This window comes from Saccharopolyspora elongata (assembly GCF_004348985.1).
GTDB classification, from domain to species: Bacteria; Actinomycetota; Actinomycetes; order Mycobacteriales; family Pseudonocardiaceae; genus Saccharopolyspora; species Saccharopolyspora elongata.
In genome coordinates this window covers 121,200-147,631 of the sequence record NZ_SMKW01000008.1, presented here as the reverse complement: position 1 = coordinate 147,631, position 26,432 = coordinate 121,200, and the positions used below count along the sequence as shown (strand labels likewise).

The following is a 26,432-nucleotide window of genomic DNA, read 5'->3' as shown; positions in this document are numbered from 1 at the left end:
GCCTCCCCCGGCTGTGACCTGCGAAAGCGCGCCCCCGAGCGCGATCAACTCCCCCGAAGGAGGAACCGTGAGCAAAGTCCGCAAAGCCCTACTCGGCTGCGCCGCGGTCGCCGGTGCTCTGACCATCGGCGCGGCGCCCGCACTCAGCGCGGAGACCTCGGCCCCGGCCTCGACCAGCGCAGCGGCACCGGTCGCCGCGTCGCCCTACCTCTACATGGGCTGGGGCAACCCGCCCAAGCCCAGCGAGGTGATGAGCGCTACCGGGATCAAGGACTTCACCTTGGCCTTCATCCTCTCCGACGGCGGCTGCAACCCGGCCTGGGACGGCAACCGCCCGCTCGACGCTGACAAGGCTGTCATCGACGAGATCCGCGCCGCCGGCGGCGACGTCGTCCCGTCCATCGGCGGCTGGGCCGGCAACAAGCTCGGCGAGTTCTGCCAGGACGCCCAGTCGCTGGCCGGCGCCTACCAGAAGGTGATCGACGCCTTCGGGCTCAAGGCCATCGACGTCGACATCGAGGCCAGCGAGTTCGAGACCCCGGCCGTGCAGGACCGGGTGCTGGAGGCGCTGAAGATCGTCAAGGAGGCCAACCCCGGCCTGCAGACGGTGGTCACCTTCCCGACGCTGGCCAGCGGCCCGAACGACGTCGGCAAGCGGATGATCGGCAAGGCCAACGAGATCGGCGCGAACGTCGACGTGTGGACGCAGATGCCGTTCAACTTCGGCGGTTCGGACATGGCGGCCGACACGATCAAGTCCACCGAGGGCCTGAAGGAGGTGCTCAAGAGCACCTTCGGCTACAGCGACGCGGAGGCCTACGCGCACGCGGGCATCTCGTCGATGAACGGCAAGACCGACGTCGGTGAGACCGTCGACCAGGCCGCGTTCCAGAAGATGGCCGACTACGCCAAGGAGAAGGGCCTCGGCCGCTTCACCTTCTGGGCGCTCAACCGGGACCGCCCGTGCAACGGCGGCGGGCCCTCGGACTCCTGCGGCGGCATCGACCAGCAGCCGTGGGACTTCACCAAGATCGTCGCCGGCTTCCAGGGCTGACCAACACCTGCAGCGGCACCATTTCTGCTGGTCAGGTCTCGTGAGCGGTTTGGAGTGCTATGGCGCTCCAAACCGCTCACGAGCATCTACCAGCGGAAACGGTGCCGCTGCGCGTTCGGTGTGCGGCTGATCCGCGGCAGTGCGCTTGGAGTACCTTCGGGCTCGTGGACGAGGAGACCGTGGAGCAGGTGCGGGCCGTGGTGGCGTCTATCCCGCCCGGATCGGTGCTGTCCTACGGAGACGTCGCCGAACTCGCCGGCCTCCGCTCGGCGCGCCTGGTGGGCCGCATCCTCGCCGAGGACGGCGGCGACCTGCCGTGGCACCGCGTCCTGCGCTCCAACGGCACGGTCGCCGACCACCTGCGTCGCCGGCAGCTGGAACTCCTGCGAGCAGAAGGCGTCCTCGCCGACGGGGCCCGCATCGACATGCGCCGATACCGCTGGGGCGCCTGACCGGGCCAGTGCGGGATCGCCGATACCCGCCGACGCGAACCGGGAGGTGAGCTGCGGAAGCACGCGCGCGAGCACATCACCGGAGGCGATCACACCGACGCCTGCAACTACCAGGCGCGCCGGAAGCCACGTCCCGTTCGGACACCGGCGCGGCGAACCGGCCTCATACCGACCACTGTGGATGGTCAGCGCGCGGCGCGCTTCGGGAGTTCGTCCGCGACGAGCCGCACCAGCGATGCGGTGCGGGCGCGGTCCGGCATCGCGTACGACAGGCCCGCCGCGTCGATCGGCGCCGCCGTGACCGGACCGACGCAGGCGATGAACACCTTGTCGCGCAACGCTTCCCGGAACTCCTCGCCGTGCCCGGTGCGGTCCGCGCGGGCCAGCAGGTTGGTCGCGGCCGGCGCGCTGGTGAACGGCAGCGCATCCACCTCGCCCCGCAGCACCGCGTCGATCAACCGGTCCAATGCGGGCAGGTCCACCGGATCCGTCCACCGGTAGACGGTCACCGGCACGACCTCGGCCCCCGCCGCCCGCAACGCTTCGCGGAACCGCAGCATCGGATCGCCGTGCACCTGGAGCACGACCCGCTTCCCGGCGAGATCGCGCGCCAGCAGGTGCTCCAAGACCTCCGCGGACTCCTCCGACGGCGAGGTCCAGGACTCGACCAACCCGGCACCGCGCACGGCGCCGCGAGCCTTCGCACCCCGCGCCAGGACCTCGGCCGAACGCAGGTGCGCCAGCAGCCGGTCACCGATGCCGGTGTGCTGCGCCGCCTCGATCCAGCCCCGGAACCCGACACCGGTGACCGCCACCGCGTAGTCGACCGGCGCCGCGAGGACTTCCTCGGTCGCGGCGGCCAGCTCGCCGTCCTCGGGCAGCGGCACCGTGTGCATCGCCGCCCCGAAGAGCACGCGAGCACCGCGGCGGCTGAACAACGACCCGATCTCGGCGGCCTTGCGTTCCGCCGTCACGCCGACGGTGAAGCCGCTCAACACTCCCTGCACCGCCCAATCGTCACACAACCCCGGCGCCGGGCAGGGCAACCGGTCAGAGGACTTCGAGGACCATCTGGGAAGCGCGTTCCAGGCCCGTCAGGGTCTGCGACGACGAGCGCGGGTGCAGCGCGTGCACCGAGAGCCGGAACAGCAGCGCCCGCAGCAGGGCCTGCGGCCACTCCGAAAGGTGCGACCAGCGCTCCACGATGGCCGGATCGGCCCCGCCCCACGCCAGGGCGTCGATCACCGCCACCGCCGCGGCCCACTCGGCGGGTCGCCAGTACGGGTTGAAGTCGATAATGCCGGGCGCCACGTCCTCGGCGAACAGCACGTTGCCGAACAGGTCGCCGTGCACCACCTGCGGGCGGAGGTCGACCTCCCGCCGCGACCCGGCGAGCACGTCGTAGAGCCGACCGCCCTTCTCCTGCGGCAGCACGTACTCCTCTTCGCCCCAGGCCATCCGGTCGGCCAGCGCGTAGATGTCCTGCCGCGCCTGCAAGAACCGCGGCCGGGCCAGGAACCGGCTCGCCGAGTGCAGCCGCAGCGACATGGCCACCACGTCGTCGTGCCGCGGCTCGGCCTGGCCTTCGAGGTTCCGGCTGGCCGACCAGCCGGACACCACCCAGCGACCGTCGGTGGAGCGAACCGGGCGGGACACCCGCACGTCGTCGGGTTCCAGCAGGTCCAGCGTCTGCGCCACCCAAGCGGCCTCGGCGGTGTTGGCGGCCGGCTTGAGCACGATCTCGCCGCACCGCCAGGCGACCGCGCCGTCCAGCGGCTCGGGTTCTTCGACGCGCGCGCCGAATGCCGCGCGCACGTGCGGCGGTGGCGGCTCCGGCGTATGGGTCACGGACGAGACGCTACCTAAATGGTCGCGATTTCCGTAGCAGGCACTCCGCGCGCCGCATCCGATCCCGCGATTTCGCGACTACCGTGGTGTCTTTTCGGACGACGAACCCGCTCCGCACCTCGGTGCGGAGCGGGTTCGGGGTTCGACCTAGTACGTCGGCAGGCTCGGGTCGACCTGGTTGGCCCAGCCGAGCACACCGCCGCCGACGTGCACCGCGTCGGCGAATCCCGCCTTGTGCAGCGCCGCCAGCGCCTCCGCAGAACGCCCGCCGGACTTGCAGTGCAGGACGATCTTGCGGTCCTGCGGCAGCTCGGCCAGCGCCTCGCCGGAGAGGATGCGGTCCTTCGGGATCAGCTTCGAGCCCTCGATCTTGACGATCTCGTACTCGTGCGGCTCCCGGACGTCGATCAGTTCGAACTTCTCGCCCCGGTCGAACATGTCCTTGAGCTCGCGCGGGGTGATCGTGCTGTTCACCGCCGCCTGCTGCGCGTCGCCGGAGAGCACGCCGCAGAACGCCTCGTAGTCGATCAGCTCGGTGATCGGCGCGGCGTTCGGGTCCTTGCGGATCTTGACCGTGCGGTAGCTCATCTCCAGCGCGTCGTAGATCATCAGGCGGCCCAGCAGGGTCTCGCCGATGCCGGTGATCAGCTTGATGGCCTCGTTGACCATGATCGAGCCGATCGACGCGCACAGCACGCCCAGCACGCCGCCCTCGGCGCAGGACGGCACCATGCCCGGCGGCGGCGGCTCGGGGTACAGGTCGCGGTAGTTCGGGCCGTGCTCCGCCCAGAACACGCTGGCCTGGCCCTCGAAGCGGAAGATCGACCCCCACACGTACGGCTTGCCGGCCAGCACCGCGGCGTCGTTCACCAGGTAGCGGGTGGCGAAGTTGTCCGTGCCGTCCAGGATCAGGTCGTAGTCGCGGAAGATGTCGAGCGCGTTCTCCGACGTCAGGTGCGTCTGGTGCAGGTTCACCTTGACGAACGGGTTGATCTCGGCGATCGAGTCGCGGGCCGATTCCGCCTTGGGCCGCCCGAGGTCGGACTGCCCGTGGATGACCTGGCGGTGCAGGTTCGACTCGTCGACCTCGTCGAACTCCACGATGCCGAGCGTGCCGACCCCGGCCGCGGCCAGGTACAGCAACGCCGGGCTGCCGAGTCCGCCGGCGCCGACCACCAGCACCTTGGCGTTCTTCAGCCGCTTCTGCCCGTCCATCCCGACGTCCGGGATGATCAGGTGGCGGCTGTAGCGCGCGACCTCTTCCTTGGTCAGCTCCGACGCCGGTTCGACCAGCGGCGGCAGCGACGATGCGCCGGACATTCCCAGCTCCTCCTCAATGGTCGGTACCTGCTGCTCTCGGAGCTTGGCAGCGGCACCTCAAGCGTCCCCGAAGGGCACCCGAACAGGGCCTCACGGAATCTGCAACGCAAGACTCCCCGATGGGCTTCCGCAACCCAAACTACTCCCACGATCCGGGACGAAAAGGCCCGCGAAGATCCGCTCAGGCGCCGGCGGTCGGGAACGGCCAGGCGTTGTACTTGCAGACGAAGCCGTCGGCGGGGATCTCGGTGCCCTGGTCGGCGATCTTGTTCAGCTCGTGCAGCTCGTTGTTGGACACGCTGAACGACTGCTGCATCATCACCGGCGCCAGCCCGCCCTGCACCGGGCAGCCGACGTGCTTGTTGCCGAAGACGTGCCCGACCTCGTGGTTGATCGCGTAGCGCTGGTAGTTGCCGATGTCGCCCTCGAACGACACCGCGCCGCGCACCCAGCGGGCGGCGTTGAGGTAGACCATGTCGCCCTTGCGGCAGGAGCTGTCGTAGGGCACGCCGTTGCTGTAGTCGCAGGCCTCGCGCGCGGTCTGCTGGCTGACCAGGATGACCCGGAAGTCCGGCCGCGGGCCGCCGGCGTCCACGCGTTGCAGCGAGATCCCGCCGCCCTGCGGGTTCGTCCAGCTGCGCGGATCGGACAGTGTCGCCTGCACCAGGTTGCCGAACTCGACGTTCGGGTTGCCGATCTGGACGCCGACCTCGATCTCGACGCTGTACCGGTAGAGCTGGCCCGCCCCGATCACCTCGGACTTCCCGGGCAGCACCTGGAAGGTGCGCGCGCCGGTCTCCGGGATCGGTCCGCCGGGCGGCAGGTCGGCGGAGAACAGCGCGGGGTTGAAGGTCTGCCCCGGTGGCGCCTCGGTGACGATCGGCTCGGCCGGTGCGTCCGAGGCGATCGGGTCGAGCAGCTCGGTGGCCGAACCGTCCCCGGGGGGCCGGACGGTCTGGAACACGACGAGCGCGCTGAGAACGATCAGCAGCGGCAGCGCGTAGATCCGCCAGCCGTAGCGCGCGTGGACTCCCCGGCGGCGCCGCCGGGGCCGCACGTCGTCGTCGAGGTCGTCCGCGTCGTCGAAGTCCTCGGGCTCCGACGCCGGCTCGGAGACGGGATTCCAGGAGGCGGCCAGCGGCTCGCCGCGGCGACGTTCCCCAGAACCCGTGCGAGTGCTCGTCCGCCCCGCCGGTCGGCGGTCGGACGCGGAGGCACGAGATCGCTGCGGCGGACGATTCACGCTCTAAGCGTGCCACAGGCCCTCCGGCACCTTGAGCAACCACCGGCCACTCCGAGTGACCGCAACATCTGGGCCCACACGGAGCAACGCGAACCGGTCACCACCGGGAGCCGGCCTGCACCAACCCGAGGAACGCGCGGGCGACCACGCGTGGCCGCTCCATCTGGGCAACGTGGCCCGTTCGTGGCAGCACGAGGAGCCGGCCGCGCGGCAGCAGCATCGCGGTGCGCGGCGCCTTGCGAACGGTCACGACCCGGTCAGCGCTACCCCACACGACCAGCGACGGAGCGCCGACCTCGGGCAGCCGTCGCCACAGCGACCGCGCGGGCGGGACGAGCCAGGAGCGCAGCAGCTCCACGGTGGTCCGGCCCAGCGCCGGGCCGGACCACGACAGCCGGCTGCGTTCCTCGAACTCCGCAACCGCCTCGGCGAGCCGGTGCGGTGGCACCGCGTCCGGCTCGGCGAAGCACAGCCGCAGCAGCTGCTCGGCCCGGGCCGCCGGCGGCACCATCGCCAGCTCGCGACGCGTGCGGTTGCCGAGGACCGGCACCATCGCCACCGCGATCCGCGGATCGGAGAGCCGCCGCGGATCCAGCCGCAGGTCGGGCATGGCCGGCGAGATCAGCACCAGCGACGCGACCAGGTCCGGCCGCAGCGCCGCCACCTCGATGGCCACCGCGGCGCCGAAGGAGTTCCCGGACAGGTGCACCGGCCCGGCGTCGAGCTGCTCCAGGAACCGGATCACCACGTCCGCGTTCGCCTGGCGGGTGAAGGCGTACCCCGGCGGCGGCTCGGAATGCCCGAAACCGGGCAGGTCCAGCGCGATGCTGCGCATCCGCCCGGCGAGCAGGCCGGCCAGGTCGGTCCAGTTCGTCGACGAGCCGGCCAGCCCGTGCAGGTGCACCGCCGTCGGCGCCAGCGGCGACGGCCCCGGCGTCTCCCGCAGGTGCAGCCGCAGCGGGCCCGAGCGGGTGGTCAGTTCGGCGTGCCGCCCCGGCGGCGGCTTCGCCGCGAGGTCGATCGGCGGGACGCCATCGGCCACCAGCGGTACCCACGTCAGGTCGGATCGGCCTAGCCGGGAACGCCGGTGCGGCGGAGCGGCGGACGTAGTCGTGGTCACACCCACAGCATGGCCGCCCGCCTGAGCCCGGATTTCGCTACCTACCTCTACCGGCGAGTAGAGTCATGCCCCACTGGGGGCCGGAGGGCCGCCGAGCGCGAGTGGAAGGAATCGGGTGGAGGCGAGGATGACCGAGACCGCGCAGCCGAGCCGAGGTGTCCGGTTGCCCCGCGACGCACGCCGGGCACAGCTGCTCGAGGCGGCTCAGCACGTTTTCGTGCACAACGGCTACCACGCGGCGGCGATGGACGACATCGCGGAGCGCGCGGGAGTCAGCAAGCCGGTCCTCTACCAGCACTTCCCGGGCAAGCTGGAGCTCTACCTGGCGCTGCTGGAGACGCACGGCAACGAGCTGGTGCGCCGGGTGCGCGAGGCCATCGCGTCCACGTCGGACAACAAGCTGCGGGTGCGGGCCGCGATCGGCGCGCTGTACGAGTTCGTGGCCGGCGAGGGACAGGCGTTCCGGCTGGTCTTCGAATCGGACCTGCGCGGCGAGCCGGCCGTGGAGAAGGCCGTGGAGGGCGCCCTGTCCGGGTGCATCGACGCGATCACCGAGGCGGTGACGGCGGACGCCGGGCTGGACGCGGAGCGCGCGCGGCTGCTGGCGGTGGGCCTGGTCGGCCTGAGCCAGGTGACGGCGCGCTACTGGCTGGACGCCCGGGAGACGATCTCGCGCGACGAAGCGGTGAACCTGATGTCCACCCTGGCCTGGAAGGGCCTCGCGGGTTTCCCCCTCCAGAACCCCTGACCGACCACCCGCAATTTCAATGGAAATCAGAGGTCCGATTTCCATTGAAATTGCGGAGGTTGTCCACAGTCAACGGCGTGTCGTGGCCCGACACGCCGATGTCCCGCAATTTCCATTGAAATCGAAGGTTCGGTTTCAATGGAAATTGCGGAACACCCAGGTCAGCGGAGCGCGCGGGTGACGAGTTCCGCGATGCGGGCGGTGACCTCGTCGGCCCTTTCCAGCGGCAGCATGTGCCCGGCACCGGCGTAGATCAGCAGTTTGGCGTCCGGCAGGGCGTCCGCGATGCGCCGAGCGTGCGAGTGCGGCGTCAGGCGGTCGGCCAGCCCGGACAGCACGACCGTCGGGACCGACCGCAACGCCGCGAGCGCCCCATGCCGCTCGTGCTCGGCCAGGGCCTGCCGGTAGGCGGCCATGTTCGCCGGGTGGCAGCCCGCGACCCAGTCCGCGGTGGCGGCCACGTCGGCGGCCTCGGGACTCCGGCCGAACAGCAGCCAGCGCATCCCCGGTCGCAGCCAGGACGACTGCGGGACCAGCCGCTTCCCGCGCGAGGCCGCGAGCCGCTTGCGGAACGCCTGCTCGCCCCGGTTGGCGACGGCCGCGACCGGCCGGGGCAGGCCGAGGGTCGGCGCCACCAGGTCGCCCGCCGAGGTCGCCACCAGCGCGACCGCGGCGGTCCGCCGCGCGAAGAGCTCCGGGTGCTGCTCGGCGAACGCCATGATCGTCATGCCGCCCATCGAGTGCCCGGCGAGCACGACCGGCCCCTCCGGGACCCGCTCCGCGATCAGCTCCGCCAGGTCGTCCGCGCACTGCCGGATGCTCGCGCTCCCCGGCTGCGCCGGGTCGCTCTCGCCGTGCCCCCGCAGGTCGAACCGCAGGATCCGCAGCTGCGTCCCGGCCGCCTCCGGCAGGCCGTCCGCCACCCGGTCCCAGGTGTGCTTGGTCAGTGCCCACCCGTGCACCAGGACGACGGCGACCGGCGCGTCGGCGGGGCCTTCGTCGACCACCCGCAACCGGGTTCCGTCGCTGGTCGTGAACTCTTCGGCGGTCATCGTGCGCAAGGTTTCGCCCTTCATCGGATCAGGTTCGCCTTCTTCCACCAGCGCATGCCCGGCTTGCCGACCAGTCCGGCCTCGTCCAGGAACGCCATGATCTTCTCGCCACCCCAGTGCAGGGTGTCCAGGAAGCCGGGGTTGGCCCAGGCCGCCTGGTAGCCGTCGCGCGGCCGGATCCCGACCGCCTTGTAGACGTGCGGATTGATGAGGCTGAGGCAGATGCAGTACGAGACGAGCGCGGTCCAGTACTGGTGGTAGGCGCGCTCGGCGGCGTTGCACTCGGCCATCCGGCGGACGACCTCTTCGCGGGCGAAGGTGACGTGCCGGGCCTCTTCGAGCACGTGGATGCGGTTGACCATGCGCACCAGCGGCTGGACGTCCTCGTCGTACATCTGGTCGCGCTGGAAGCGGTCCAGGATCTCCTCGGCCACCAGGATCGACGCGTAGGCGGAGGGGCCGCGCAGCACGGCGGGCAGGATCCGGCCGCCGCGGTGCAGCAGCGGCAGCGGCCCGTAGGCGGGTGCGCCGATGCGGTCGACGGCCTTGGCGAACATGGTGGAGTGCCGGCATTCGTCGGCGACCTCGGTGAGCGCGTACTGGGCGTGGTTGGTGCGCGGGTCGGAGTTGTAGAACTCCTTGAGCAGCATCTGCATGAGCAGCACCTCGAACCACAGGCCGTTCGAGGCGATGCTGGCGAACTCGTGCTTGGTCAGCTCGATGCGCTGTTCCTCGCTGAGCCGGTCCCAGAGGTGCGTGCCGTAGAGCGAGCTGCGCTTGAACGGGATGTAGGGCTTGCCGTCGGCCAGCGGCGCGTCCCAGTCGACGTCGACCTCGGGGTCGTAGCTGTTCCGTGCGGACGAATTCAGCAGCCGTGCGGCCGTCTTCTCGCGGTCGTTGACCTGCAGGGCCCTGCTCATCCGGCGATCACCCTCTCGGCATCGAGATTGCATGTTACTTCCAGTAACAGTTACCTTGGGTAGCGTGAGCCACATCTCTCGCCCTGTCAAGGCGGTCACACCGGAGAAGGCCCGCGGCGACGCGCGCCGGGAGCGCTGGCGCGAGCATCGCCAGGCCCGCCGCGCCGAGTTCGTCGAGGCAGCGGTGCGCGCCATCAGCAAGCACGGCGCCGAGGTCGGAATGGACGAGATCGCCGCCGAGGCCGGCGTCAGCAAGCCCGTGCTCTACCGGCACTTCAGCGACAAGAGCGACCTCTACGTCGCGGTCGGCGAATGGGGCACCGAGCTGCTGATGCAACGGCTGCGGCCGCTGTTCCACGAGGGCGGCACGCCCAACCAGCGCATCCGCCGCCTGCTCGACGCCTACCTCGGCACCATCGAGCAGTACCCGGAGCTGTACCGGTTCGTCGTGCAGCGCACCTTCGCGGACCGGCCGGTGCGCTCCGACCCGGTGTCGGCGGAGAAAACGGTGATCGCGAACTCGCTGTCCCGCATCCTCGGCGAATACCTGCGGGCGCTGGGCCTGGACTCCGGCGGCGTCGAGCCCTGGAGCCACGGCCTGGTGGGCATGGTGCAGGCCAGCGGCGACTGGTGGCTGGAGCGGCAGTCGATGAGCCGCAGCGACCTCACCGACTACCTGGCGCAGATCATCTGGTTCGCCATCGACGGCGTGCTGCGCTCGGCCGGCCTGGTGATCGACCCCGACGAGCCGCTGGACCTCGGCAACGACCTGCGCCTGTTGCCCGGCGAACACGAAACGCCCGAAGACGAGGAGGACGTGGACCATGGCTGACCACGAGCACGACGAGGACGACTACCGCGGCCCGGCCACGCTCCTGGCCGACGAGCGGGAGCTGGCGGTCGAGGTGGTCCTGCGCGGGCACTTCCAGCCCATCGACGGCCGCTTCCACTGGTACGGGCGCCTGTCCGCGCACCAGGACGTGGACGAGTTCGCCGACCGCCGCAAGAAGGATGTGGTGTTTCGCACACCGGCGGGCGAGGCGACGGGCACCCTCTCCGACCAGGACCCCTGGGGCCGCTACCGGATCACCGGCACCGGCCGCCCGCCCTTCGAGATCCCCGCCGAACTGGACTGACGCAAAGCGCGAGGGGCACCTCGGCCGAGTTCGGCCGGGGTGCCCCTCGCGCGGAAAAACCCAGGTCAGCTCACGCCGAAGCCGACGCGCGGCGGCGTCGCCGGGCCGATCTCCACGTAGGCGACCTTGGTCGACGGGACGATGATCCGCCGCCCCTTCTCGTCGGTCAGCGCCAGCACGCCTTCTGCGTTCTTCAGCGCGTCGGCGACCAGCGACTCGACCTCTTCCGGGGACTGTCCGCTGACGACCGTCAGCTCGCGCGGGCTGTCCACGACGCCGATCTTGACCTCCACGCCGAACCTCCGTTGAGCACTCGAATCCGTTGGGATGTGGCAAGGCTATCCCAGGTCCCGCCTTGATCGGCGGATCCTCGCGACGCCACCGAACGAGGTCCTGCCCGGGAACCTGTTTCGCCTTTGCAGCGGCGGTGCCGTTCAGCCCACCTTCGCAGCTCGCACCGCCGCGGGTTTCTCAGGCGTCGCCTGGCAACGACAGCGCCGACGCGTCGTATCGGTCATCCGTTCGCCGCCCGCTCCGCCACGCGAAACGAGCCCGGAACGGGTCATCAGCCCAGGCCCAGGCGGGCCATCCGCTTGGTGTGGTTGTTCTGCAACCTCCGGAACATCGCCGCGATGCCGGTGAGGTCGCCCGAGCCCTTGATGATCAGCTCCGCCAGCGCGTCGCGCTCGGCGACCACCCGCTGCGCCTGCGTCATCGCCTCGCCCAGCAGTCGCCGTCCCCACAGCGTCAGCTTGTCCCGCAGCTTGCGGTCGTCCTCGCAGGCCGCCTGCACCTCGCGTTCGGCGAACGCCGAGTGGCCGGTGTCGGCGAGCACGGTCAGCACCAGCTCCCGCGTGGCGGGGTCCAACCACTCCGCGACCTCGCGGTAGAAATCGGCCGCCAGCCCGTCGCCGACGTAGGCCTTGACCAGTGATTCCAGCCACGAATGCGGCGCGGTGGACTCATTGAACGCCTCGAACGGAGCCACGAACGGCTGCATGACCTCGTCGACCGCCACCCCACGGCCCGCCAGGTGCTCCTCCAGCTGCCGGTAGTGGCCGATCTCCGCGGCCGCCATGCTGGCCAGCGCCGCGCGGCCGGTCAGCGTGGGTGCGGTGCGCGCGTCCTCGGCGAGCCGGTCGAAGGCCGACAGCTCTCCGAAGGCCAGCGCCGCGAGCAGATCCACGACACCTTCGGAGTAACGCTCGTCACTTTCACCGCGCTGGTCAGCCTCGTTCATGGCTGCGAGCCTAACCGGCGGCACGCCCGAGTTATACGCGCCACGGTGAGAACGGCCGACCAACAGGTATCCTCGGACCTCGGAGGAGCATCGGCGTCCGACGGCACAGTCGGCGGCACAGCCGGCGACCCGGTCGTGAAGACCGCGGTGCTGGCTCCCCGAACGTCACGGTCTGGGCGACTCCCGTCCGAGCGGGACGGCCCCCGGGACCACAGCCTGCGTGTACGCGGCCCGAGCGAAATCGCTCGTCGGCCTTGGCGCACGCGACGCCGAGAAGAACGAACCAACAGCGGCTCAGCCGCTGAGCGAACAAGGGCGCGCACCATCACGTCGGTGACCACGAGCACGAAGAGCGGCCGCGAGCAGCGAGCCGCCGTGCCGGGAGGACGTCGCCACGGATCGGCCCGAACCGGGACGCATGCGCGCAGGTACCGAGAGAGGCGATCATTCTGACGTTCACCAACAGCCAGGCCCCCGACGGCCTCGAAGATCGTAATGGGGGCGCCAGCCCCACCATCGCGGACGACACGGAGCTCGAGCACAGCGAGTCCGGTGCACCTGAAGCCGCGGACACGCCGCACCTGAAGGTCGGCACCGCCGGCAACCCGGACGCTCCGACCTTCGCCGAGCTCGAGGTGCACCCGGAGATCGTCCGCGCGCTGCACGAAGCCGGCATCGAGCGCACCTTCGCCATCCAGGAACTGACCCTGCCGCTGGCGATGCAGGGCGAGGACCTGATCGGTCAAGCCCGCACCGGCACCGGCAAGACCCTCGGCTTCGGCGTCCCGCTGCTGCACCGCCTGCAGGTGCCCGGCGACGGCACTCCGCAGGCGCTCGTCGTGGTGCCGACCCGCGAGCTGTGCCTGCAGGTCACCCGCGACCTCACCGACGCGGGCAAGCACCTGGGCGTGCGCACCGTCGCCGTCTACGGCGGCCGCCCGTACGAGGAGCAGATCTCCGCGCTCCGCAACGGCGTCGACGTGGTCATCGGCACCCCGGGCCGCCTGCTCGACCTGGCCGAACAGCGCCACCTGGTGCTCGGCAAGGTCCGCGGGCTGGTGCTCGACGAGGCCGACGAGATGCTCGACCTCGGCTTCCTGCCGGACATCGAGCGCATCTTGCGCATGGTTCCCGAGCAGCGGCAGACGATGCTGTTCTCGGCCACCATGCCGGGCCCGATCCTGACCCTGGCCCGCACGTTCATGACGCAGCCGACGCACATCCGGGCCGAGCAGGCCGACGAGAGCGCGGTGCACGAGCGCACCCGGCAGTTCATCTACCGGGCGCACGCGATGGACAAGGGCGAACTGATCGCGAAGGCCCTGCAGGCCACCGACCGCGGCCTGGCGATGATCTTCAGCCGGACCAAGCGGACGGCGCAGAAGCTCGCCGACGAGCTCACCGAGCGAGGCTTCGCGGCCGGCGCGGTGCACGGCGACCTCGGGCAGGGCGCGCGCGAGAAGGCGCTGCGCGCGTTCCGCTCCGGCAAGGTCGACATCCTGGTGGCCACCGACGTCGCGGCCCGCGGCATCGACGTCGCCGGCGTGACCCACGTGATCAACCTGCAGTGCCCGGACGACGAGAAGACCTACGTGCACCGCATCGGCCGCACCGGCCGGGCCGGTCGCGAAGGCGTCGCGATCACCCTCGTCGACTGGGACGAAGAGCCACGCTGGAAGCTGATCAGCGAAACGCTCGGCCTGGGCAAGCCCGAGCCGGTCGAGACCTACTCGACCTCGCCGCACCTGTTCGCCGACCTCGACATCCCGACGGACGTCACCGGTCGCCTGCCGCTGTCCAAGCGCACCCGCGCCGGACTGGACGCCGAGCCCGAGACGCAGGGCGAGGCCAAGCGACCGCGCCGCAACCGGCGGCGCACCCGTGGCGGCGCGGACCAGCACCAGGGCGAAGTCGAGAGCGGTGCCCGCCAGGACAGCGACGCCGAGACCCGGCCCGCCCGACGCCGGCAGCGCCGGCGTACCCGCAGCGGTGCCGAAACCGCGGTGCAGCAGCCGGAAGCGCCCGCCGCAGGAGGCGAAACCGACGCCGGTGAGCGGCCGCGCCGTCGGCGCCGCAGGCGTCACTCGGGCGAGCCGGCCGGCGAAGCCGGCGACACGGCGCGCAGCGGCAACGCCGAAGGCGGCGCCGCGTAGCAGCAGGCGAGACCCGTGAGCCGGGAGGCTCGCGGGTCGAACTCCAGGCGGCGTCCGCAACTCCTGCAGGGGCCGCCACCCGCACCGCCACGCAAGGCGAGTCCGGCGACAGGCTCTAAGCTCGGCGCAGGAACAGCCAGGCGATCGAGGAGTGACTGTGGTCCGGCCGGAGCGGCGCACGAGAACCGACCTCGCCGTGGTGGCGCTGATCGTCGGGGCCGTGCTCGCCGGTAGCGCCGTGCTCTGGTTCAACAGCGATGCGCGCGCCACCGTGTCCGAACCCGCCGCCCAGCCGATTCCGGAACTTCCCGCAGCAACCGCCGTGCCCGAGACGCTGTCCGAGGCATGGCGCGCGACCAGCCCGGTCACTCCGGTGCCGGTCGTCGCCGGGGCCGGAGTGGTCACCGGGGCGGGCAACGAGGTGAGCGGCCACGACCCGCTGACCGGTCAGGTCGTCTGGCGCTACGCCCGCGACATTCCACTGTGCACGGTCGGCGCGGAGTGGAACCGCGCGATCGCGGTCTACCGCAAGTCCGAGAACTGCAGCGAGGTCACCTCGCTGCGCGGGGCCACCGGGGTGCGCGGGCCGCAGCGCAATGCCGACGCCGAGTTCGGCACCCAGCTGCTCGGCGACGGCACCTACGTGACGGCCACCGGGAAGAGCTCCTTCGAGTCCTGGCGCTCGGACCTGGTGCGCACCCAGCAGTTCGGCATGCCACCCGCGGTGAAGAACCCGGACAACAACATGAAGCGCCCGGACTGCACCTACTCCTCGATCGCGGTGGGGGACGAGCGGGTGGGGGCCGTCGAGGCGTGCCCCCGCGAGCAGGGCCGGATCACTGTTCTGAAGGCCCACCCCGAGGAGGACGAGAAGCCGGAGGAGATCTTCAGCGTCGTCCTCGGCAGCGAGTCGGCGGGGGTCATCGCGGTCAACGACAAGCACGTCGCGGTGGTCCTCCGGGACCGCTCCGAGGTCGTGGTCTACAACAACGACGGCGCGGTGGAGAACACCTTCCCGGTGCGCGTCGGCACTCCCGACCTCCGGGCGAACGTGCAGGTCGAGTCGACCTCGAAGGGCGGCCGGATCTACTGGCACACCGGCACCGACACGGTCGCGCTGGACCCGGAGACCCTCGCTCCACTGTGGACTACGCCGGACACGCTCGGCCCGGGCGTCGGATTCGGCGGGAAGCTGCTGGTACCGGTGACCGAGGGCCTGGCGGTCCTGGACGCACTGACCGGCAACCGCGAGCGGGTGATCCCGGTGGACCGCGCCGGCTACACCGGCCCGGTCCAGCTCAACGCGGTGGGCCCGGTTCTCCTGGAACAGCGCGGCGACGCGCTCGTCGCCCTGCGCTGAACCGGCGGCGCGAAAAGTCCTTGTCCCCCAACGGGAATACGGCCGCCCGTCAGGCCCACCACCAGAACCACAACGAGCCGAACACGACCACGAGGACGCCGCAGGCCGCCAAGCCGCCGCGCGCGTCGTTGCGCCGGTCCGCGATCGCCTGCAGCATCAGGGCGATCAGCGACGCCACCAGTTGAGCGATCACCGCGGCCAGCCCGGGGCCTTCCTGCCCCTGGTTCGTCGCCCAGAACTGCACCACCACCAGCACGAGTGCGAGCAGCAGGAAGCCGGCCGCCAGCGCGCCGGTGAGGCCGCGGAGCGCGGAACCGGCCCGGCTGGGCGGCGTCGGCCGGCTCAGCGAATGCCGACCGCGTGGTCGCTGCGGCGGCAGCTCGTCGGATCCCGGCAGGCGCCGCGTTCGGGGCGGCCGCGGTCGTTGCGAAGCGGGTGTGCGCATCGGCCCGTCCTCAGGTCGCATGCTCGTCAATCTCCCAGCAAAGCCCACGGGGGCAGGCTCGGCGCCGCCTGCCGGCCCTCCTCGCAATGCGCCCGGAAGTCGCACCACGAGCAGTGCGGTCCGGTTCGCACCGGGAACATCGCCTGCGGATCGGCACCGAGCTCGAACTCGTCGGTCGCGGCCTGGAGTTCCCCGGCGAGCTGCTCGGCGCGATCCTGCAGCGCGGCGAGCGATTCCGCGGTGTGATCCCAACCCGCGACGGTCCCGGTCGGCAAGTGGTGCAGCTCGACCCGCCAGCACGGCCGGCGCAGGGTCTTGCGCGCTGCCAACGCGTACAGTCCGAGCGCCAGCGACTGCCGCGCATCGTCGACGCGCAGTCCGTGCCGCCCGGTCTTGTAGTCGACGACGACGATTTCGCCATGCCGGTCGTCGATCCGGTCCACCCTCCCCTCGGCGATGATCGACCCCATCGGCGCGGACACCCAACGCTCGACCGCGAGCGGCACGGCGTCGGGCGCCAGCTGCTCGACGTACGAGCCGACCCACTCCTGCGCTCGGCGCCGGTAGTCGCCCGCCTGCTCCGGGCTCGCGAAGCCGTCGGACTTCCAGTACTCGCGCACCAACGTGGCGGCGCGCTCCGGGCTGCGCTGATCCGCTCGCAGCTCGAAGTACGCGCGCAGAGCGTTGTGCACGACGGCGCCCAACGTGGCGTTCGCCCAAGCACCGGCGCGCGAGGGTGCCGGCCGGTCCAGGTACGTCATGCGGTACTTCCGGGGGCACGTCGCCCAGGTCGCGAGCCTGGCCGGCGTGACCCGCACCAGCTTGCTGGGAATTCCTTCTAGACCGAGCTGCCCCTGCACGCCCCCACAGTACGCAGTTTTCCCGCTACCCGGCCGTTCCGCCACGATCAGCCGATGACCTTGCTGCCGCTGCACCGCTCCACCAGCCGGTCCAACGAGTCGGGCGGAGTCGTCTCCTGGCCGATCCGGATCGTCTTGTTGGTGCCGTGGTAGTCGCTGCTGCCGGTGGGGATCAGATCCAGCTCGGCGGCCAGCCCGCGCAGCCGCGTCCGGGTCTCGGCGTCGTGGTCGGGGTGGTCGATCTCGATCCCGGCGAGCCCGATCCCGGCGAGCTCGGCCACGATGTCGGCGGTCACGATCGGCCCCCGCGCGGTCGCGAAGGGGTGCGCCAGCACCGTCGCGCCACCGGCCTCGGCGATCATCTCGATCGCACGGTGCACGGGCGTGTCGGTGCGCGGGAGGTAGTAGCTGCCGCGGCCGCCGAGGTACTTGGCGAAGGCCTCGTCGACGCTCGCGACCGTCCCGGCGTTGACGAGCGCGCGGGCCAGGTGCGGGCGCCCGCCCGGCGAGTCGGGCGGCAGGCCGGCCATGAGCTCGTCCGGGTCGACCGGAAAACCATCGGCGGCCATGTGCTGCGCCATCTGGTAGAGCCGCTCCCGGCGCTCAGCGCGCAGCCGCGACTGCTCCCGCACGAGCGCGGTGGAGTTCGGGTCGAACAGGTACGCCAGCAGGTGCACGGTGATGTTCCGACCGTCCTCGCCCGGGCACGAGCACGACAGCTCGGCGCCCGGTACCAGCCGGAACCGGCCGGGCTCCGCGAGATCGCGCACGGCCCGCTCGGCCGCCGCCCATCCCGCGGTGGTGTCGTGGTCGGTGATCGCGATCGCGTCCAGGCCGGCGGCGAGCGCCGTCGCCACCAGCTCTGCCGGCGTATCGGTCCCGTCGGACTCGGTGGAATGCGTGTGCAGGTCGATTCGCACACCCACCAGTGTGACCGATGGTCCGACCGCGGGCCGAACCAACACCCGTCCGGCCGACCCGGGCGCTGCCGCGCCGGGCCGACCGGATCGGTCAGAGCTTCGCCGCTTTCCGCTTGCCCACCGCGGCGCGCCGCGCCTTGAGCATGGAGAAGCGGTCCTGCTGCTGGCCCTTCTTGTCACCGAAGACGAGCGCCGAGATCGCGTCCTCGACCTCGGTCGGGTTCGGCACGTAGTCGATGCGGTTCAGGGCCTGGATCTGACCGGCCGACTCGACCACGAGAGTGCCGTACCCGAAGAGACGGCCCATCAGCGTGCGAGCGAACGTCAGGTCCGTGACCTTGGTGATCGGCATCATCGCCACGTTGGTGGTGAAGATGCCGGTGGTGATCAGGAACCGCTTGTCGGTCACGACGATGCGTTCCACGTACCAGTCCAGCACCTGGTACGCGAAGCGGATCAGGATGATCAGCCCCACGTACCAGAGGATGTTCTGGACCAGCCCACCGCTGCCCTCGGGCACCAGGTAGGACACCATCACCAGACCCACCAGCAAGCCGGTCGCCTCGAAGAGGTCCCACACCAGGACCGCCCAGTGACGCCGAACGCGGATCACCCGGCGTTCACTGTCCAGCAGGTATTCGTCGGGGTCCCTTGGAGCGAACACGGCACCCGCCTCCCGCGGCTCGCGCTTTACTGGAAGAGGTTCTGCATGAAGGTGATGACGGCCTCAGCTGCTCCCCGGAGACTGCCCAGGATGCCGTTGATGACACCGCTGGCTTCCACTGGCGCGGAAAACAGGAAGAACAGGAGGAAAGCAACTCCGGCCCACGTGAGGATTTTCTTCATGTTCACTGTGACGCACCCCGTCCGAAATGCCCTTGAGTAGCGCAGGCGCCTGCTGATCCGTTGTACCGCACTCCGCCGCTTTACGGCAGCTTTGTACCGCACTTGGGTCAGTCGTTTCCGGGCAGCCCCGGATCAACTACCCTCCGTGGCGATGATCGTATCGGAGAATCCTGTGATCCGCTGCGTCGGCGCGATAATTCACCACCCGGACGGCCGGTTGCTGCTGGTCAAACGTGCACATGAACCCGGGAAGGGGAAGTGGTCCCTACCGGGTGGCCGAGTCGAGCCCGGCGAGACCGACCATTCGGCGGTACAGCGCGAAGTCCGCGAAGAAACGGGACTCTCCGTCACCGTCGGTGAGCTCGTCGGCCGAATCTTCCGGCCCGCGGCGCACGGCACCTACGAGATCCTGGATTACTCCTGCTGGAGTAACGAACAGGAGCTTTCCGCTGGTGACGACGCCGCCGATGCGATCTGGGCGGACAGTGCGACTTTCGCCACACTGGACCGCGACGGGGCGCTGACCGAAGGCCTCGCCGAGATCCTGCGCTCTTGGAATAGTTTACCCCGCAACGAGTGATGGCTGAAATACGAGCAGGGAAGGCCGTCGTGGCGTCCCGTCACAACCCGTCGAGAGGCGGGGTTCGGGTCGAACACGGATCCGAATGCGATTCACCCATTCCGCCCAATTCACCCGTTTCATGCATTGCGGTTCCGGCGGGTTGTGACCTCGAATGCGAGCCGTTGCCATCGGTCCACTCGGACGGAGTATCGTGTCGGGTTGGCTGACTCATGACCACCGCATCGGTGGATGACCTTCTGGAGGTGAGGGATCGTGGACAGCAGTGCCGATAGCGCGCTTCCGTGCAGTACCAACAGCGTCCCCGCCGGAAGGGCCAGCCGCTAGGCCTTCGCCCGTCAGGGCCGGCAGGGATGCGCGAGCAGCGGGCGGAGCCCGCGAAGCACGCCACCCACGCAGCTCTCACCCGGAGCCCCGTCCGCCGGGGAGCTGCGCCCGGACCTTGGAGGTCGCCGTGCCCAACCTGCCCTCGCTCGGCCTGCGCAACCGGAACAACCGCGCGCCCCAGCCGCTCATCCGCAGCGCCGCCCCCGTCTCCGCGTACGTCGTCGACTGCGCGATCTACGACGAGGGACGCCGCGTCGAAGGTTCGTGGAACCACTCCGACGCCATCGAGGAGGTGCGGCGGCGCGGTTCCGGCTTCGTCTGGATCGGGCTGCACGAGCCCACCGAAGAGCAGATCAACGGCATCGCCGAAACCTTCGGCCTGCACGAGCTGGCCGTCGAGGACGCCGTGCACGCGCACCAGCGCCCGAAGCTGGAGCGCTACGACAACACGTTGTTCATGGTGCTGAAGACGGTCCGCTACACCGACACGGAGACGCGGTCGGCGACCAGCGAGATCGTCGACACCGGCGAGCTGATGGTGTTCCTTGGCCGCGACTTCGTCATCACGGTGCGGCACGGCAAGCACGCGGGGCTGGCCGAGGTGCGCAGCCAGCTGGAGGCCGACCCGGAGCAGCTCGCGCTGGGCCCGTCGGCGGTGCTGCACGGCGTCGCCGACCACGTGGTGGACACGTACCTGGAGGTCACCGAGGCCATCCAGGACGACATCGACGAGATCGAGGCCGAGGTCTTCGAGCCGGGCACCAAGATCGACGCCGAGCACATCTACCTGATGAAGCGCGAAGTCATGGAGCTGCGCCGCGCGGTGCAGCCGCTGACCAAGCCGATGCAGCGGCTCGCCGAGGGCTACACGCCGATGGTCGCCGACGAGGTGCGGTCCTACTTCCGCAACGTCGAGGACCACCTGGCGAGGGTGTCCGAGATGGTGGGGGCCTTCGACGAGCTGCTGACCACCCTGGTGGACGCGACACTGGCCAAGATCACGCTCCAGCAGAACACCGACATGCGCAAGATCTCGGCGTGGGTCGCGATCGTCTCGACACCGACCATGATCGCCGGGATCTACGGCATGAACTTCGACTTCATGCCCGAGACGAATTGGACCTTCGGGTACCCCCTGGCCCTCATGGTGATGCTCGGCGCCTGCATGGTCCTCTTCAAGATCTTCCGGCGGAACAAGTGGCTGTGATCGCACTTCGTAACGAATTCCGCGCCGCCGGCGATATGCCGTGCGGGGTCACTTCGCGTCCCGTCATCGCCGACTGGACGCCGTTCCGCTTGTCTTTCACCACCGTCCGTTCTCATCGGTCGGCGCGAGCGCGTGAGGAGGTTGTCATGCACCGTCTTCCGCAGCACCAGGGGCGGGTCCGGCATCGGCTCCTCACCGGCCCGGTCCCCCGGCGAAATCCCGTGACGCGTCGGGAGATCGCCGAGAAGTTGTTCCGGCACACTGCTTGGGTGCAGCGAAAACCCGGCGCGATGTGGGACGCGGTTCCCGCCGCGCCACGCGCCGTCGCGCGCTGACGCCTGCCGGGACCACCGCGGGCCGCATCGTGAAAAACGAATCTCCGTCAGATCTTCGTTTCTTTCACGTTGGGAGGCACCGCCATGACTCGCTTGGCCGCCAACAAGCTCACCCTCCTGGTCGCCCTGATCATGGGGTGGATCGTCACCCTGTTCGTACTCATCGCGAGCCAGCTCTAACGCTCCGTGCTCGGCCGTCCACTATGGACTGAATCCGGCACGCCCGGCCGGTAACCGGATTCGGCGAAATGATCCGGCGGCGTCGTCGCGCCGCGGTTACAACACTCCCACCCATCGTCGCGATGCTGGGAGTGATCGCAGATGTCGCTGGTCGAACGGATGTTGTCGTGCGGGGCCGCGGTCCCACTTCTCCTGCTCTGCGCTGGGCCGCCGCTGCAGGCGGCCCAGCGGACGCCGGCGGAGCAGCGAATACTCGAACTCACCAATGCCGAACGGGCCCGGGCCGGATGCCCGCCGGTGCGCCTGAACGGCGACCTGACCCGGGCGGCCGCCGGGCACAGCGCGGACATGGCGCACCGGAACTTCTTCAGGCACACCGGAAGCGACGGCCGCAGCCCGGTGGATCGCACCCGGTCCGAGGGATTCCCGGGCGGCTACGTCGGCGAGAACATCGCGGCCGGCCGCGAGACCGCCGACGGCACCTTCCGCCAGTGGATGGAAGCCGTCCCGCACCGGGACAACATCCTCGACTGCGCCTTCACCGACCTCGGCGTGGGCCACGCGGCGACCGGGCACAGCCGCTACCACCACTACTGGACCCAAGAGCTCGGCCGCCCCTGACCTCCACCCGGCGTTCACCTGCCCGCAATTTCCATTGAAATCGAAGGTCCGATTTCCATTGAAATTGCGGACGAACCCGACCCATCGGGTGGTGGAGCTGGTCGGCGGTGTCACCTTGCCCCGGTTTGAAATCCGCTCTTGGCCGTGGGTGGGGGCACCCGTGCCCGGTTGCTCGGTCATGGGTGCCCCTCACCTCGACCGGGTCAGGTGAGGGTTCGGCCCGTGGCCGGGTCGAAGAGGTGGATCTTGTCCGGGTCGAACCAGACCGTCAGGGGCCGGCTCTCCCTCGCCGCCGATTCGACCGAGAGGCGGGTGACCACCTGGCCCTCGTCCGTGGGTACCTCGGCGCTGCCGCTGTCGGCCGCCAGCTCGTCCAGCTCCGCCGTGCTCGCCCGTCCACCGTGGAGGGTGAAGTACACGTACTTGTCCGAGCCCATCTCCTCCACCACGTCCACCTCGCCGGTGAACGTCCCGCCCGCCGCGCGGGCCGAGTCGTCGAGCAGCGCCGCGTCCTCGAAGTGCTCCGGGCGGATGCCCAGCACCAGTTCGCGCGGCGCGTCCGCGGACTCCAGCGCGGTGCGGATCCGGTCGCTCAGCGGGATGTCGCCCAGCGGGCCGCGCAGCACGCCGTCGGCCACCTCGACCGGCACGAAGTTCATCGCGGGCGAGCCGATGAAGCCCGCGACGAACAGGTTCGCCGGGTGCTCGTAGAGGTGTTGCGGCGCGCCGACCTGCTGCACCACGCCGCCGCGCAGGACCACGACCCGGTCGCCTAGGGTCATCGCCTCGGTCTGGTCGTGCGTGACGTAGACCGTCGTGGTGCCCAGCCGCTTCTGCAGCTTCGACACCGAGGTCCGCATCTGCACCCGCAGCTTCGCGTCCAAATTGGACAACGGCTCGTCCATCAGGAACGCCTTGGGGCTGCGCACGATCGCCCGCCCCATCGCCACCCGCTGCCGCTGCCCGCCGGAGAGGTTCGCGGGCTTGCGGTCCAGGTGCTTGGCGAGGTCGAGGATCTTGGCGGCCTCCTCGACCTTCTGCCGCACCGTCGCCGAATCCACCTTGGCCAGCCGCAGCGGGAACGCCATGTTCTCGAACACCGTCATGTGCGGGTACAGCGCGTAGGACTGGAACACCATGGCGATGTCGCGGTCCTTGGGCGCGCGCTCGTTCATCCGCTCCCCGCCGATGCGCAGTTCGCCGCCGCTGATGTCCTCCAGCCCCGCGATCATGTTCAGCGTGGTGGACTTCCCGCAGCCGGAGGGGCCGACCAGGATCACGAACTCGCCGTCCGCGATCTCCAGGTTCACCTCGTTGACCGCCAACGCCCCGTCCGGGTAGCGCTTGGTCACCTTGTCCAGCACGATCTCGGCCACTTGGTTACCCCTTCACTGCGCCGGAGGTCAGTCCGGACACGATGCGACGCTGGAAGAACAGCACGAACACGATGATCGGAATGGTGATCACCACCGCGGCCGCGGAGATCGACCCCGTCGGGTCCTCGAACTGCGAGTCGCCGGTGAAGAACTGCAACGCCACCGGCGCGGTGCGGGAGTTCTCCGTCGAGGTCAGCGAGATCGCGAACAGGAAGTCGTTCCAGCAGAAGATGAACACCAGGATGGCGGTGGTGAACACCCCCGGCGCGGCCAGCGGCGCGATCACCTTCGCGAAGGCCTGCCCCGGCGTTGCGCCGTCCATCTTGGCCGCCTTCTCCAGCTCCCACGGGATCTCCCGGAAGAACGCCGACAGCGTGTAGATGGCCAGCGGCAGCGAGAAGGTGATGTACGGCAGGATCAGCCCCGGCCAGGTGTCGAACAGGCCCAGCGCCCGCTCGATCTCGAACAGCGGCGACACCAGCGACACCTGCGGGAACATCGCGATCAGCAGCGAGGCGCCGACCAGCACCCGCTTGCCGGGGAAGTCCAGCCGGGCGATCGCGTAGGCGGCCATGGTGCCCAGCACCACGGCGATGGCGGTCGCGATCAGCGCGATGCCGATCGAGTTCAGCAGCGCGCGGGTGAACTCGCTGGTGGAGAAGATCGCCGCGTAGTTCTCCAGGGTCCACTCGCGCGGGATCAGGTTGCCGTCGGCGAGCGTCTCCGGCGTCTTGAACGACAGCGACAGGATCCACAGCACCGGCACCAGCGCGTACACCAGCACGATGATGTTGAGCAGCGCCCACTTGGTCTTCCGCGCGGGGGTCTCGGCCCCGCCGACGCCGGCCATCAGCGCCTCCCCTTGTCGTCGCTACCGGGCGCGGCCGCGCCGAAGAGCTTCACGAACATCCACGCGATGATCGCGACCGCGATGAAGATCAGGACCGACATGGTCGAGCCGATGCCCAGGTTCAGGCCCTTGATCAGGTTGTTGTAGGCGAGCACGGACACCGACGAGGTGCCTTGCGCGCCGGAGGTGAGCACCACGATGTTGTCGAAGACGCGGAACGCGTCGAGGGTGCGGAACAGCAGCGCGACCAGGATGGCCGGCTTCATCACCGGCAGCATCACCTTCACGAACCGCTGCCACGGCCCGGCGCCGTCCATCGCCGCCGCCTTGAGCAGGTCGTCGGGCACCAGCGCCAGACCGGCCATCAGCAGCAGCGCCATGAACGGCGTGGTCTTCCAGATCTCCGCCAGGATCACGATGGCCAGCGCGCTGGCGTGCTCGGTCAGCGGCGCGCCGCCCGGCGTGATCGCGTTGGCCAGGTAACCGGTGTCGGGCGTCCAGGCGTAGCGCCAGCTGAAGGCCGCGACGACGGTGACGATGCCGTACGGGATGAGGGTCACGGTGCGCACCAGGCCGCGGCCGACCAGCGCCCGGTGCATGACCAGCGCCAGCCCCATGCCGAGGGCGAACTCGATCGCCACCGAGACGATGGTGACCAGGATCGTCACCCAGAACGCGCTCCACCAGTAGCCGTTGCCGAGCACCGTGATGTAGTTGTCCAGCCCGACGAATTCGCGCTGGTCCGGGTACTTGAGGTCGAACCGCTGGAACGACAGCCACAGCGCGTAGAGGATCGGCCAGCCGGTGACGGCGAGCATCACCAGCGCGGCCGGGGCGCACAGCAGCCAGCCGAGCTTGCGTTCGGCCTTCTTGCCCTCGCTGATCGCCTTCGCGGTTGGCAGGGAGTCCTTCAGTTGCACCATCACGGCATCACTCCCTTGGAGTCCAAGGCGTTCTGCACCTCGGTGCGCATCCGCTCCGCAGTGCTCTGCGGGTCGATCTCCCCGATCGGCGCGAGCAGGTTGGACAGCGCCGTGGAGACGTTCTGCGAAGCCGGAGTCACCGTTCGCACGCCCGGATCCTTGAGCGCTTCCAGGATGGTGTCGCGCATCGGGTACTCGGCGGCCACCTCGGGATCCGAGTAGACGGACTCGAGAGCCGGCGGCACGCCGTCGTTGATCGCGGAGAACTTCTGGCTTTCCGGGTTCCGCAGGCACTTCGTCGCCTCGAAGGCCAGGTCCGGCTTGGTCGAGAAGCTGCTGACCGCGTAGTTGGCGCCGCCGATGGTGGACTTGCTCGGCACCCCCGGCTGCAGGCCGGGCAGTCGCGCCCAACCGACGTTGCGCGCCAGCTCGGGCTTGTTCTCCTGCATCGACGGGTAGACGAACGGCCAGTTCAGCTGGAAGGCGGCCTGCCCGGTCTCGAACTCCTGCCGGGCGTCGTCCTCCTTGGCGTTGTTCATCGACGGGCTGGTGACGCCCGCCGTGCCGAGGTCGCGCAGCGCCTGCAACGCCTGCACCGCGCCCTCGTCGATCACGGCGCGCTTGCCGTCATCGGAGATGATGTGCCCGCCCGCCGATTGCACGAGCGTGTTGAAGTGCACGTACAGGCCCTCGTACTGCGCGCCGGTGAGCGAGATCCAGTGCGGCTTGCCCTCCTGCTCGAGGCGCTGGGCGGTCGAGATCATCTCGCCCCACGTCTTCGGCGGTTCGGGCACCAGGTCCTTGCGGTACCAGAGCAGCTGCACGTTGGTGTTCTTCGGCGCCGCGTAGAGCTTGCCCTCCCAGGTGGCCGTCTCCAGCGGCCCCCGCAGCGTGTCGCGTTCGGCTTCAGCCTTGTTCTGGCCGGTCCACTCCCGGATCCACTTGGCCTCGGCGAACTCGCCGGTCCAGGAGACGTCCAGGTAGAGGATGTCCATGCCGGTGTCGCCGGCGGCCAGCCGGCGCACCATCTGCTCGCGCTGGCCATCGGCGTCGCGGGGCAGCTTGTGGTAGACGATCTGGTACCGCCCGCCTGACTCGGCGTTGCAGCGGTCCACGTTCTGCTGCAGGTTCTCCTCGGGCGCGCTGTAGAGGTTCACGGTGTTCGCGCCGGAGGCCGGTGCGCAGGCGGTCAGCGCGGACGCGCACACCAGCGACGCGCCCAGCACTGCCGCTGCACGGGTGCGGCGAACTCTCACGGTCGGTCCTTCCAGTTGCCGGTCGCAGCCGCGACCCGGCACTGGGGTGCCCACGCTTCG

At 70.0% G+C, this 26,432-nt stretch carries 29 protein-coding genes; 11 read left to right on the top strand and 18 right to left on the bottom strand.

From position 1 onward, the window contains the following. Positions 1 to 67 precede the first annotated feature (67 nt). Together E1288_RS09230 and E1288_RS09225 are read left to right on the top strand one after the other, a co-directional pair. Positions 68 to 1,054 carry a chitinase gene (locus tag E1288_RS09230; protein WP_132483256.1) on the top strand — a complete coding sequence of 329 codons (987 nt, stop codon included), beginning with the start codon at positions 68 to 70 and terminating at the stop codon, positions 1,052 to 1,054. 164 nt (positions 1,055 to 1,218) lie between these two features. Then, the gene (locus E1288_RS09225; protein WP_132483254.1) at positions 1,219 to 1,506 is read left to right on the top strand and encodes an MGMT family protein; all 288 of its coding nucleotides are present in this window, start codon (positions 1,219 to 1,221) and stop codon (positions 1,504 to 1,506) included. A gap of 185 nt (positions 1,507 to 1,691) precedes the next feature. Here the strand turns inward: E1288_RS09225 and E1288_RS09220 are convergent, their stop codons facing one another. From E1288_RS09220 to E1288_RS09200, 5 genes are all read right to left on the bottom strand, one after another. Further along, positions 1,692 to 2,513, bottom strand: coding sequence for a uroporphyrinogen-III synthase (locus tag E1288_RS09220; protein WP_132483252.1), 822 nt, complete (start codon positions 2,511 to 2,513; stop codon positions 1,692 to 1,694). Between the two features lie 43 nt (positions 2,514 to 2,556). Further along, positions 2,557 to 3,354, bottom strand: a complete 798-nt coding sequence (locus E1288_RS09215) for a TIGR02569 family protein (protein ID WP_132483250.1) — start codon at positions 3,352 to 3,354, stop codon at positions 2,557 to 2,559. 147 nt (positions 3,355 to 3,501) lie between these two features. After that, a complete protein-coding gene (gene moeZ, locus E1288_RS09210) occupies positions 3,502 to 4,674 on the bottom strand; it encodes an adenylyltransferase/sulfurtransferase MoeZ (protein WP_132483248.1) in 1,173 nt (390 codons plus the stop codon). A 181-nt stretch (positions 4,675 to 4,855) separates the two neighbouring features. After that, a complete protein-coding gene (locus E1288_RS09205; RefSeq protein ID WP_132483246.1) occupies positions 4,856 to 5,917 on the bottom strand; it encodes a DUF3152 domain-containing protein in 1,062 nt (353 codons plus the stop codon). 97 nt (positions 5,918 to 6,014) lie between these two features. Then, positions 6,015 to 7,037: an alpha/beta fold hydrolase gene (locus E1288_RS09200; RefSeq protein WP_235883437.1), complete on the bottom strand. Its 1,023-nt coding sequence runs from the start codon at positions 7,035 to 7,037 to the stop codon at positions 6,015 to 6,017. A gap of 127 nt (positions 7,038 to 7,164) precedes the next feature. On the opposite strand from E1288_RS09200, the gene E1288_RS09195 reads away from it, so the two are divergent. Next, positions 7,165 to 7,785 carry a TetR/AcrR family transcriptional regulator gene (locus E1288_RS09195; protein ID WP_132483244.1) on the top strand — a complete coding sequence of 207 codons (621 nt, stop codon included), beginning with the start codon at positions 7,165 to 7,167 and terminating at the stop codon, positions 7,783 to 7,785. A 161-nt stretch (positions 7,786 to 7,946) separates the two neighbouring features. Here the strand turns inward: E1288_RS09195 and E1288_RS09190 are convergent, their stop codons facing one another. Together E1288_RS09190 and E1288_RS09185 are read right to left on the bottom strand one after the other, a co-directional pair. Then, on the bottom strand, positions 7,947 to 8,861 hold the full coding sequence (locus E1288_RS09190) for an alpha/beta fold hydrolase (RefSeq protein WP_207954262.1): 915 nt from the start codon (positions 8,859 to 8,861) through the stop codon (positions 7,947 to 7,949). Next, positions 8,858 to 9,757 (bottom strand): AurF N-oxygenase family protein, encoded by a 900-nt coding sequence (locus E1288_RS09185; RefSeq protein WP_132483242.1) that lies wholly within the window; start codon positions 9,755 to 9,757, stop codon positions 8,858 to 8,860. The genes E1288_RS09190 and E1288_RS09185 overlap by 4 nt, the downstream gene beginning before the upstream one ends. 64 nt (positions 9,758 to 9,821) lie before the next feature. On the opposite strand from E1288_RS09185, the gene E1288_RS09180 reads away from it, so the two are divergent. Further along, positions 9,822 to 10,589, top strand: coding sequence for a TetR/AcrR family transcriptional regulator (locus E1288_RS09180; RefSeq protein WP_132483240.1), 768 nt, complete (start codon positions 9,822 to 9,824; stop codon positions 10,587 to 10,589). Further along, complete coding sequence (locus tag E1288_RS09175; protein ID WP_132483238.1) at positions 10,582 to 10,893, top strand: DUF4873 domain-containing protein; 312 nt, start codon at positions 10,582 to 10,584, stop codon at positions 10,891 to 10,893. Before E1288_RS09180 ends, E1288_RS09175 begins: the two co-directional genes overlap by 8 nt. Positions 10,894 to 10,958: 65 nt before the next feature. Here E1288_RS09175 and E1288_RS09170 read toward each other — a convergent pair whose 3' ends face one another. Together E1288_RS09170 and E1288_RS09165 are read right to left on the bottom strand one after the other, a co-directional pair. Further along, on the bottom strand, positions 10,959 to 11,186 hold the full coding sequence (locus tag E1288_RS09170; protein ID WP_132483236.1) for a DUF3107 domain-containing protein: 228 nt from the start codon (positions 11,184 to 11,186) through the stop codon (positions 10,959 to 10,961). Between the two features lie 272 nt (positions 11,187 to 11,458). After that, positions 11,459 to 12,133 (bottom strand): ferritin-like fold-containing protein, encoded by a 675-nt coding sequence (locus E1288_RS09165; RefSeq protein ID WP_093262317.1) that lies wholly within the window; start codon positions 12,131 to 12,133, stop codon positions 11,459 to 11,461. 515 nt (positions 12,134 to 12,648) lie between these two features. Here E1288_RS09165 and E1288_RS09160 point away from each other — a divergent pair. Together E1288_RS09160 and E1288_RS09155 are read left to right on the top strand one after the other, a co-directional pair. Next, positions 12,649 to 14,286, top strand: a complete 1,638-nt coding sequence (locus E1288_RS09160; RefSeq protein WP_408013176.1) for a DEAD/DEAH box helicase — start codon at positions 12,649 to 12,651, stop codon at positions 14,284 to 14,286. A gap of 157 nt (positions 14,287 to 14,443) precedes the next feature. Further along, positions 14,444 to 15,646: an Rv3212 family protein gene (locus E1288_RS09155; protein ID WP_132483232.1), complete on the top strand. Its 1,203-nt coding sequence runs from the start codon at positions 14,444 to 14,446 to the stop codon at positions 15,644 to 15,646. Between the two features lie 49 nt (positions 15,647 to 15,695). Here the strand turns inward: E1288_RS09155 and E1288_RS09150 are convergent, their stop codons facing one another. The 5 genes from E1288_RS09150 to E1288_RS46810 all read right to left on the bottom strand — a co-directional run bounded on the left by E1288_RS09150 (position 15,696) and on the right by E1288_RS46810 (position 18,723). Beyond that, positions 15,696 to 16,091: a hypothetical protein gene (locus tag E1288_RS09150; RefSeq protein WP_132483230.1), complete on the bottom strand. Its 396-nt coding sequence runs from the start codon at positions 16,089 to 16,091 to the stop codon at positions 15,696 to 15,698. Positions 16,092 to 16,117: 26 nt separating this feature from the next. After that, positions 16,118 to 16,951 (bottom strand): RecB family exonuclease, encoded by an 834-nt coding sequence (locus E1288_RS09145; RefSeq protein WP_165968042.1) that lies wholly within the window; start codon positions 16,949 to 16,951, stop codon positions 16,118 to 16,120. A gap of 47 nt (positions 16,952 to 16,998) precedes the next feature. Continuing rightward, positions 16,999 to 17,880 (bottom strand): PHP domain-containing protein, encoded by an 882-nt coding sequence (locus E1288_RS09140; protein ID WP_132483344.1) that lies wholly within the window; start codon positions 17,878 to 17,880, stop codon positions 16,999 to 17,001. An 82-nt stretch (positions 17,881 to 17,962) separates the two neighbouring features. Then, positions 17,963 to 18,535 (bottom strand): PH domain-containing protein, encoded by a 573-nt coding sequence (locus tag E1288_RS09135; protein ID WP_132483228.1) that lies wholly within the window; start codon positions 18,533 to 18,535, stop codon positions 17,963 to 17,965. Between the two features lie 26 nt (positions 18,536 to 18,561). After that, the gene (locus E1288_RS46810) at positions 18,562 to 18,723 is read right to left on the bottom strand and encodes a hypothetical protein (RefSeq protein ID WP_165968041.1); all 162 of its coding nucleotides are present in this window, start codon (positions 18,721 to 18,723) and stop codon (positions 18,562 to 18,564) included. A 145-nt stretch (positions 18,724 to 18,868) separates the two neighbouring features. Here E1288_RS46810 and E1288_RS09130 point away from each other — a divergent pair, with 145 nt between their 5' ends. The 4 genes from E1288_RS09130 to E1288_RS09115 all read left to right on the top strand — a co-directional run bounded on the left by E1288_RS09130 (position 18,869) and on the right by E1288_RS09115 (position 21,967). Then, positions 18,869 to 19,297, top strand: coding sequence for an NUDIX domain-containing protein (locus E1288_RS09130; protein ID WP_207954261.1), 429 nt, complete (start codon positions 18,869 to 18,871; stop codon positions 19,295 to 19,297). 454 nt (positions 19,298 to 19,751) lie between these two features. Next, positions 19,752 to 20,831: a magnesium/cobalt transporter CorA gene (gene corA / locus E1288_RS09125; protein ID WP_132483226.1), complete on the top strand. Its 1,080-nt coding sequence runs from the start codon at positions 19,752 to 19,754 to the stop codon at positions 20,829 to 20,831. Between the two features lie 146 nt (positions 20,832 to 20,977). Then, positions 20,978 to 21,166, top strand: coding sequence for a hypothetical protein (locus E1288_RS09120; protein WP_132483224.1), 189 nt, complete (start codon positions 20,978 to 20,980; stop codon positions 21,164 to 21,166). A 321-nt stretch (positions 21,167 to 21,487) separates the two neighbouring features. Beyond that, positions 21,488 to 21,967 (top strand): CAP domain-containing protein, encoded by a 480-nt coding sequence (locus tag E1288_RS09115; RefSeq protein ID WP_235883436.1) that lies wholly within the window; start codon positions 21,488 to 21,490, stop codon positions 21,965 to 21,967. A gap of 203 nt (positions 21,968 to 22,170) precedes the next feature. Here E1288_RS09115 and E1288_RS09110 read toward each other — a convergent pair whose 3' ends face one another. From E1288_RS09110 to E1288_RS09095, 4 genes are read right to left on the bottom strand one after another with little or no spacing between them, the layout of a single operon-like run. Further along, positions 22,171 to 23,343: an ABC transporter ATP-binding protein gene (locus E1288_RS09110; RefSeq protein ID WP_132483222.1), complete on the bottom strand. Its 1,173-nt coding sequence runs from the start codon at positions 23,341 to 23,343 to the stop codon at positions 22,171 to 22,173. A 4-nt stretch (positions 23,344 to 23,347) separates the two neighbouring features. After that, positions 23,348 to 24,193: a carbohydrate ABC transporter permease gene (locus E1288_RS09105; RefSeq protein WP_132483220.1), complete on the bottom strand. Its 846-nt coding sequence runs from the start codon at positions 24,191 to 24,193 to the stop codon at positions 23,348 to 23,350. Further along, the gene (locus E1288_RS09100; protein ID WP_132483338.1) at positions 24,193 to 25,116 is read right to left on the bottom strand and encodes a carbohydrate ABC transporter permease; all 924 of its coding nucleotides are present in this window, start codon (positions 25,114 to 25,116) and stop codon (positions 24,193 to 24,195) included. The genes E1288_RS09105 and E1288_RS09100 overlap by 1 nt, the downstream gene beginning before the upstream one ends. Further along, complete coding sequence (locus E1288_RS09095) at positions 25,116 to 26,372, bottom strand: ABC transporter substrate-binding protein (RefSeq protein ID WP_235883435.1); 1,257 nt, start codon at positions 26,370 to 26,372, stop codon at positions 25,116 to 25,118. Before E1288_RS09095 ends, E1288_RS09100 begins: the two co-directional genes overlap by 1 nt. Between the last annotated feature and the right edge of the window lie 60 nt (positions 26,373 to 26,432).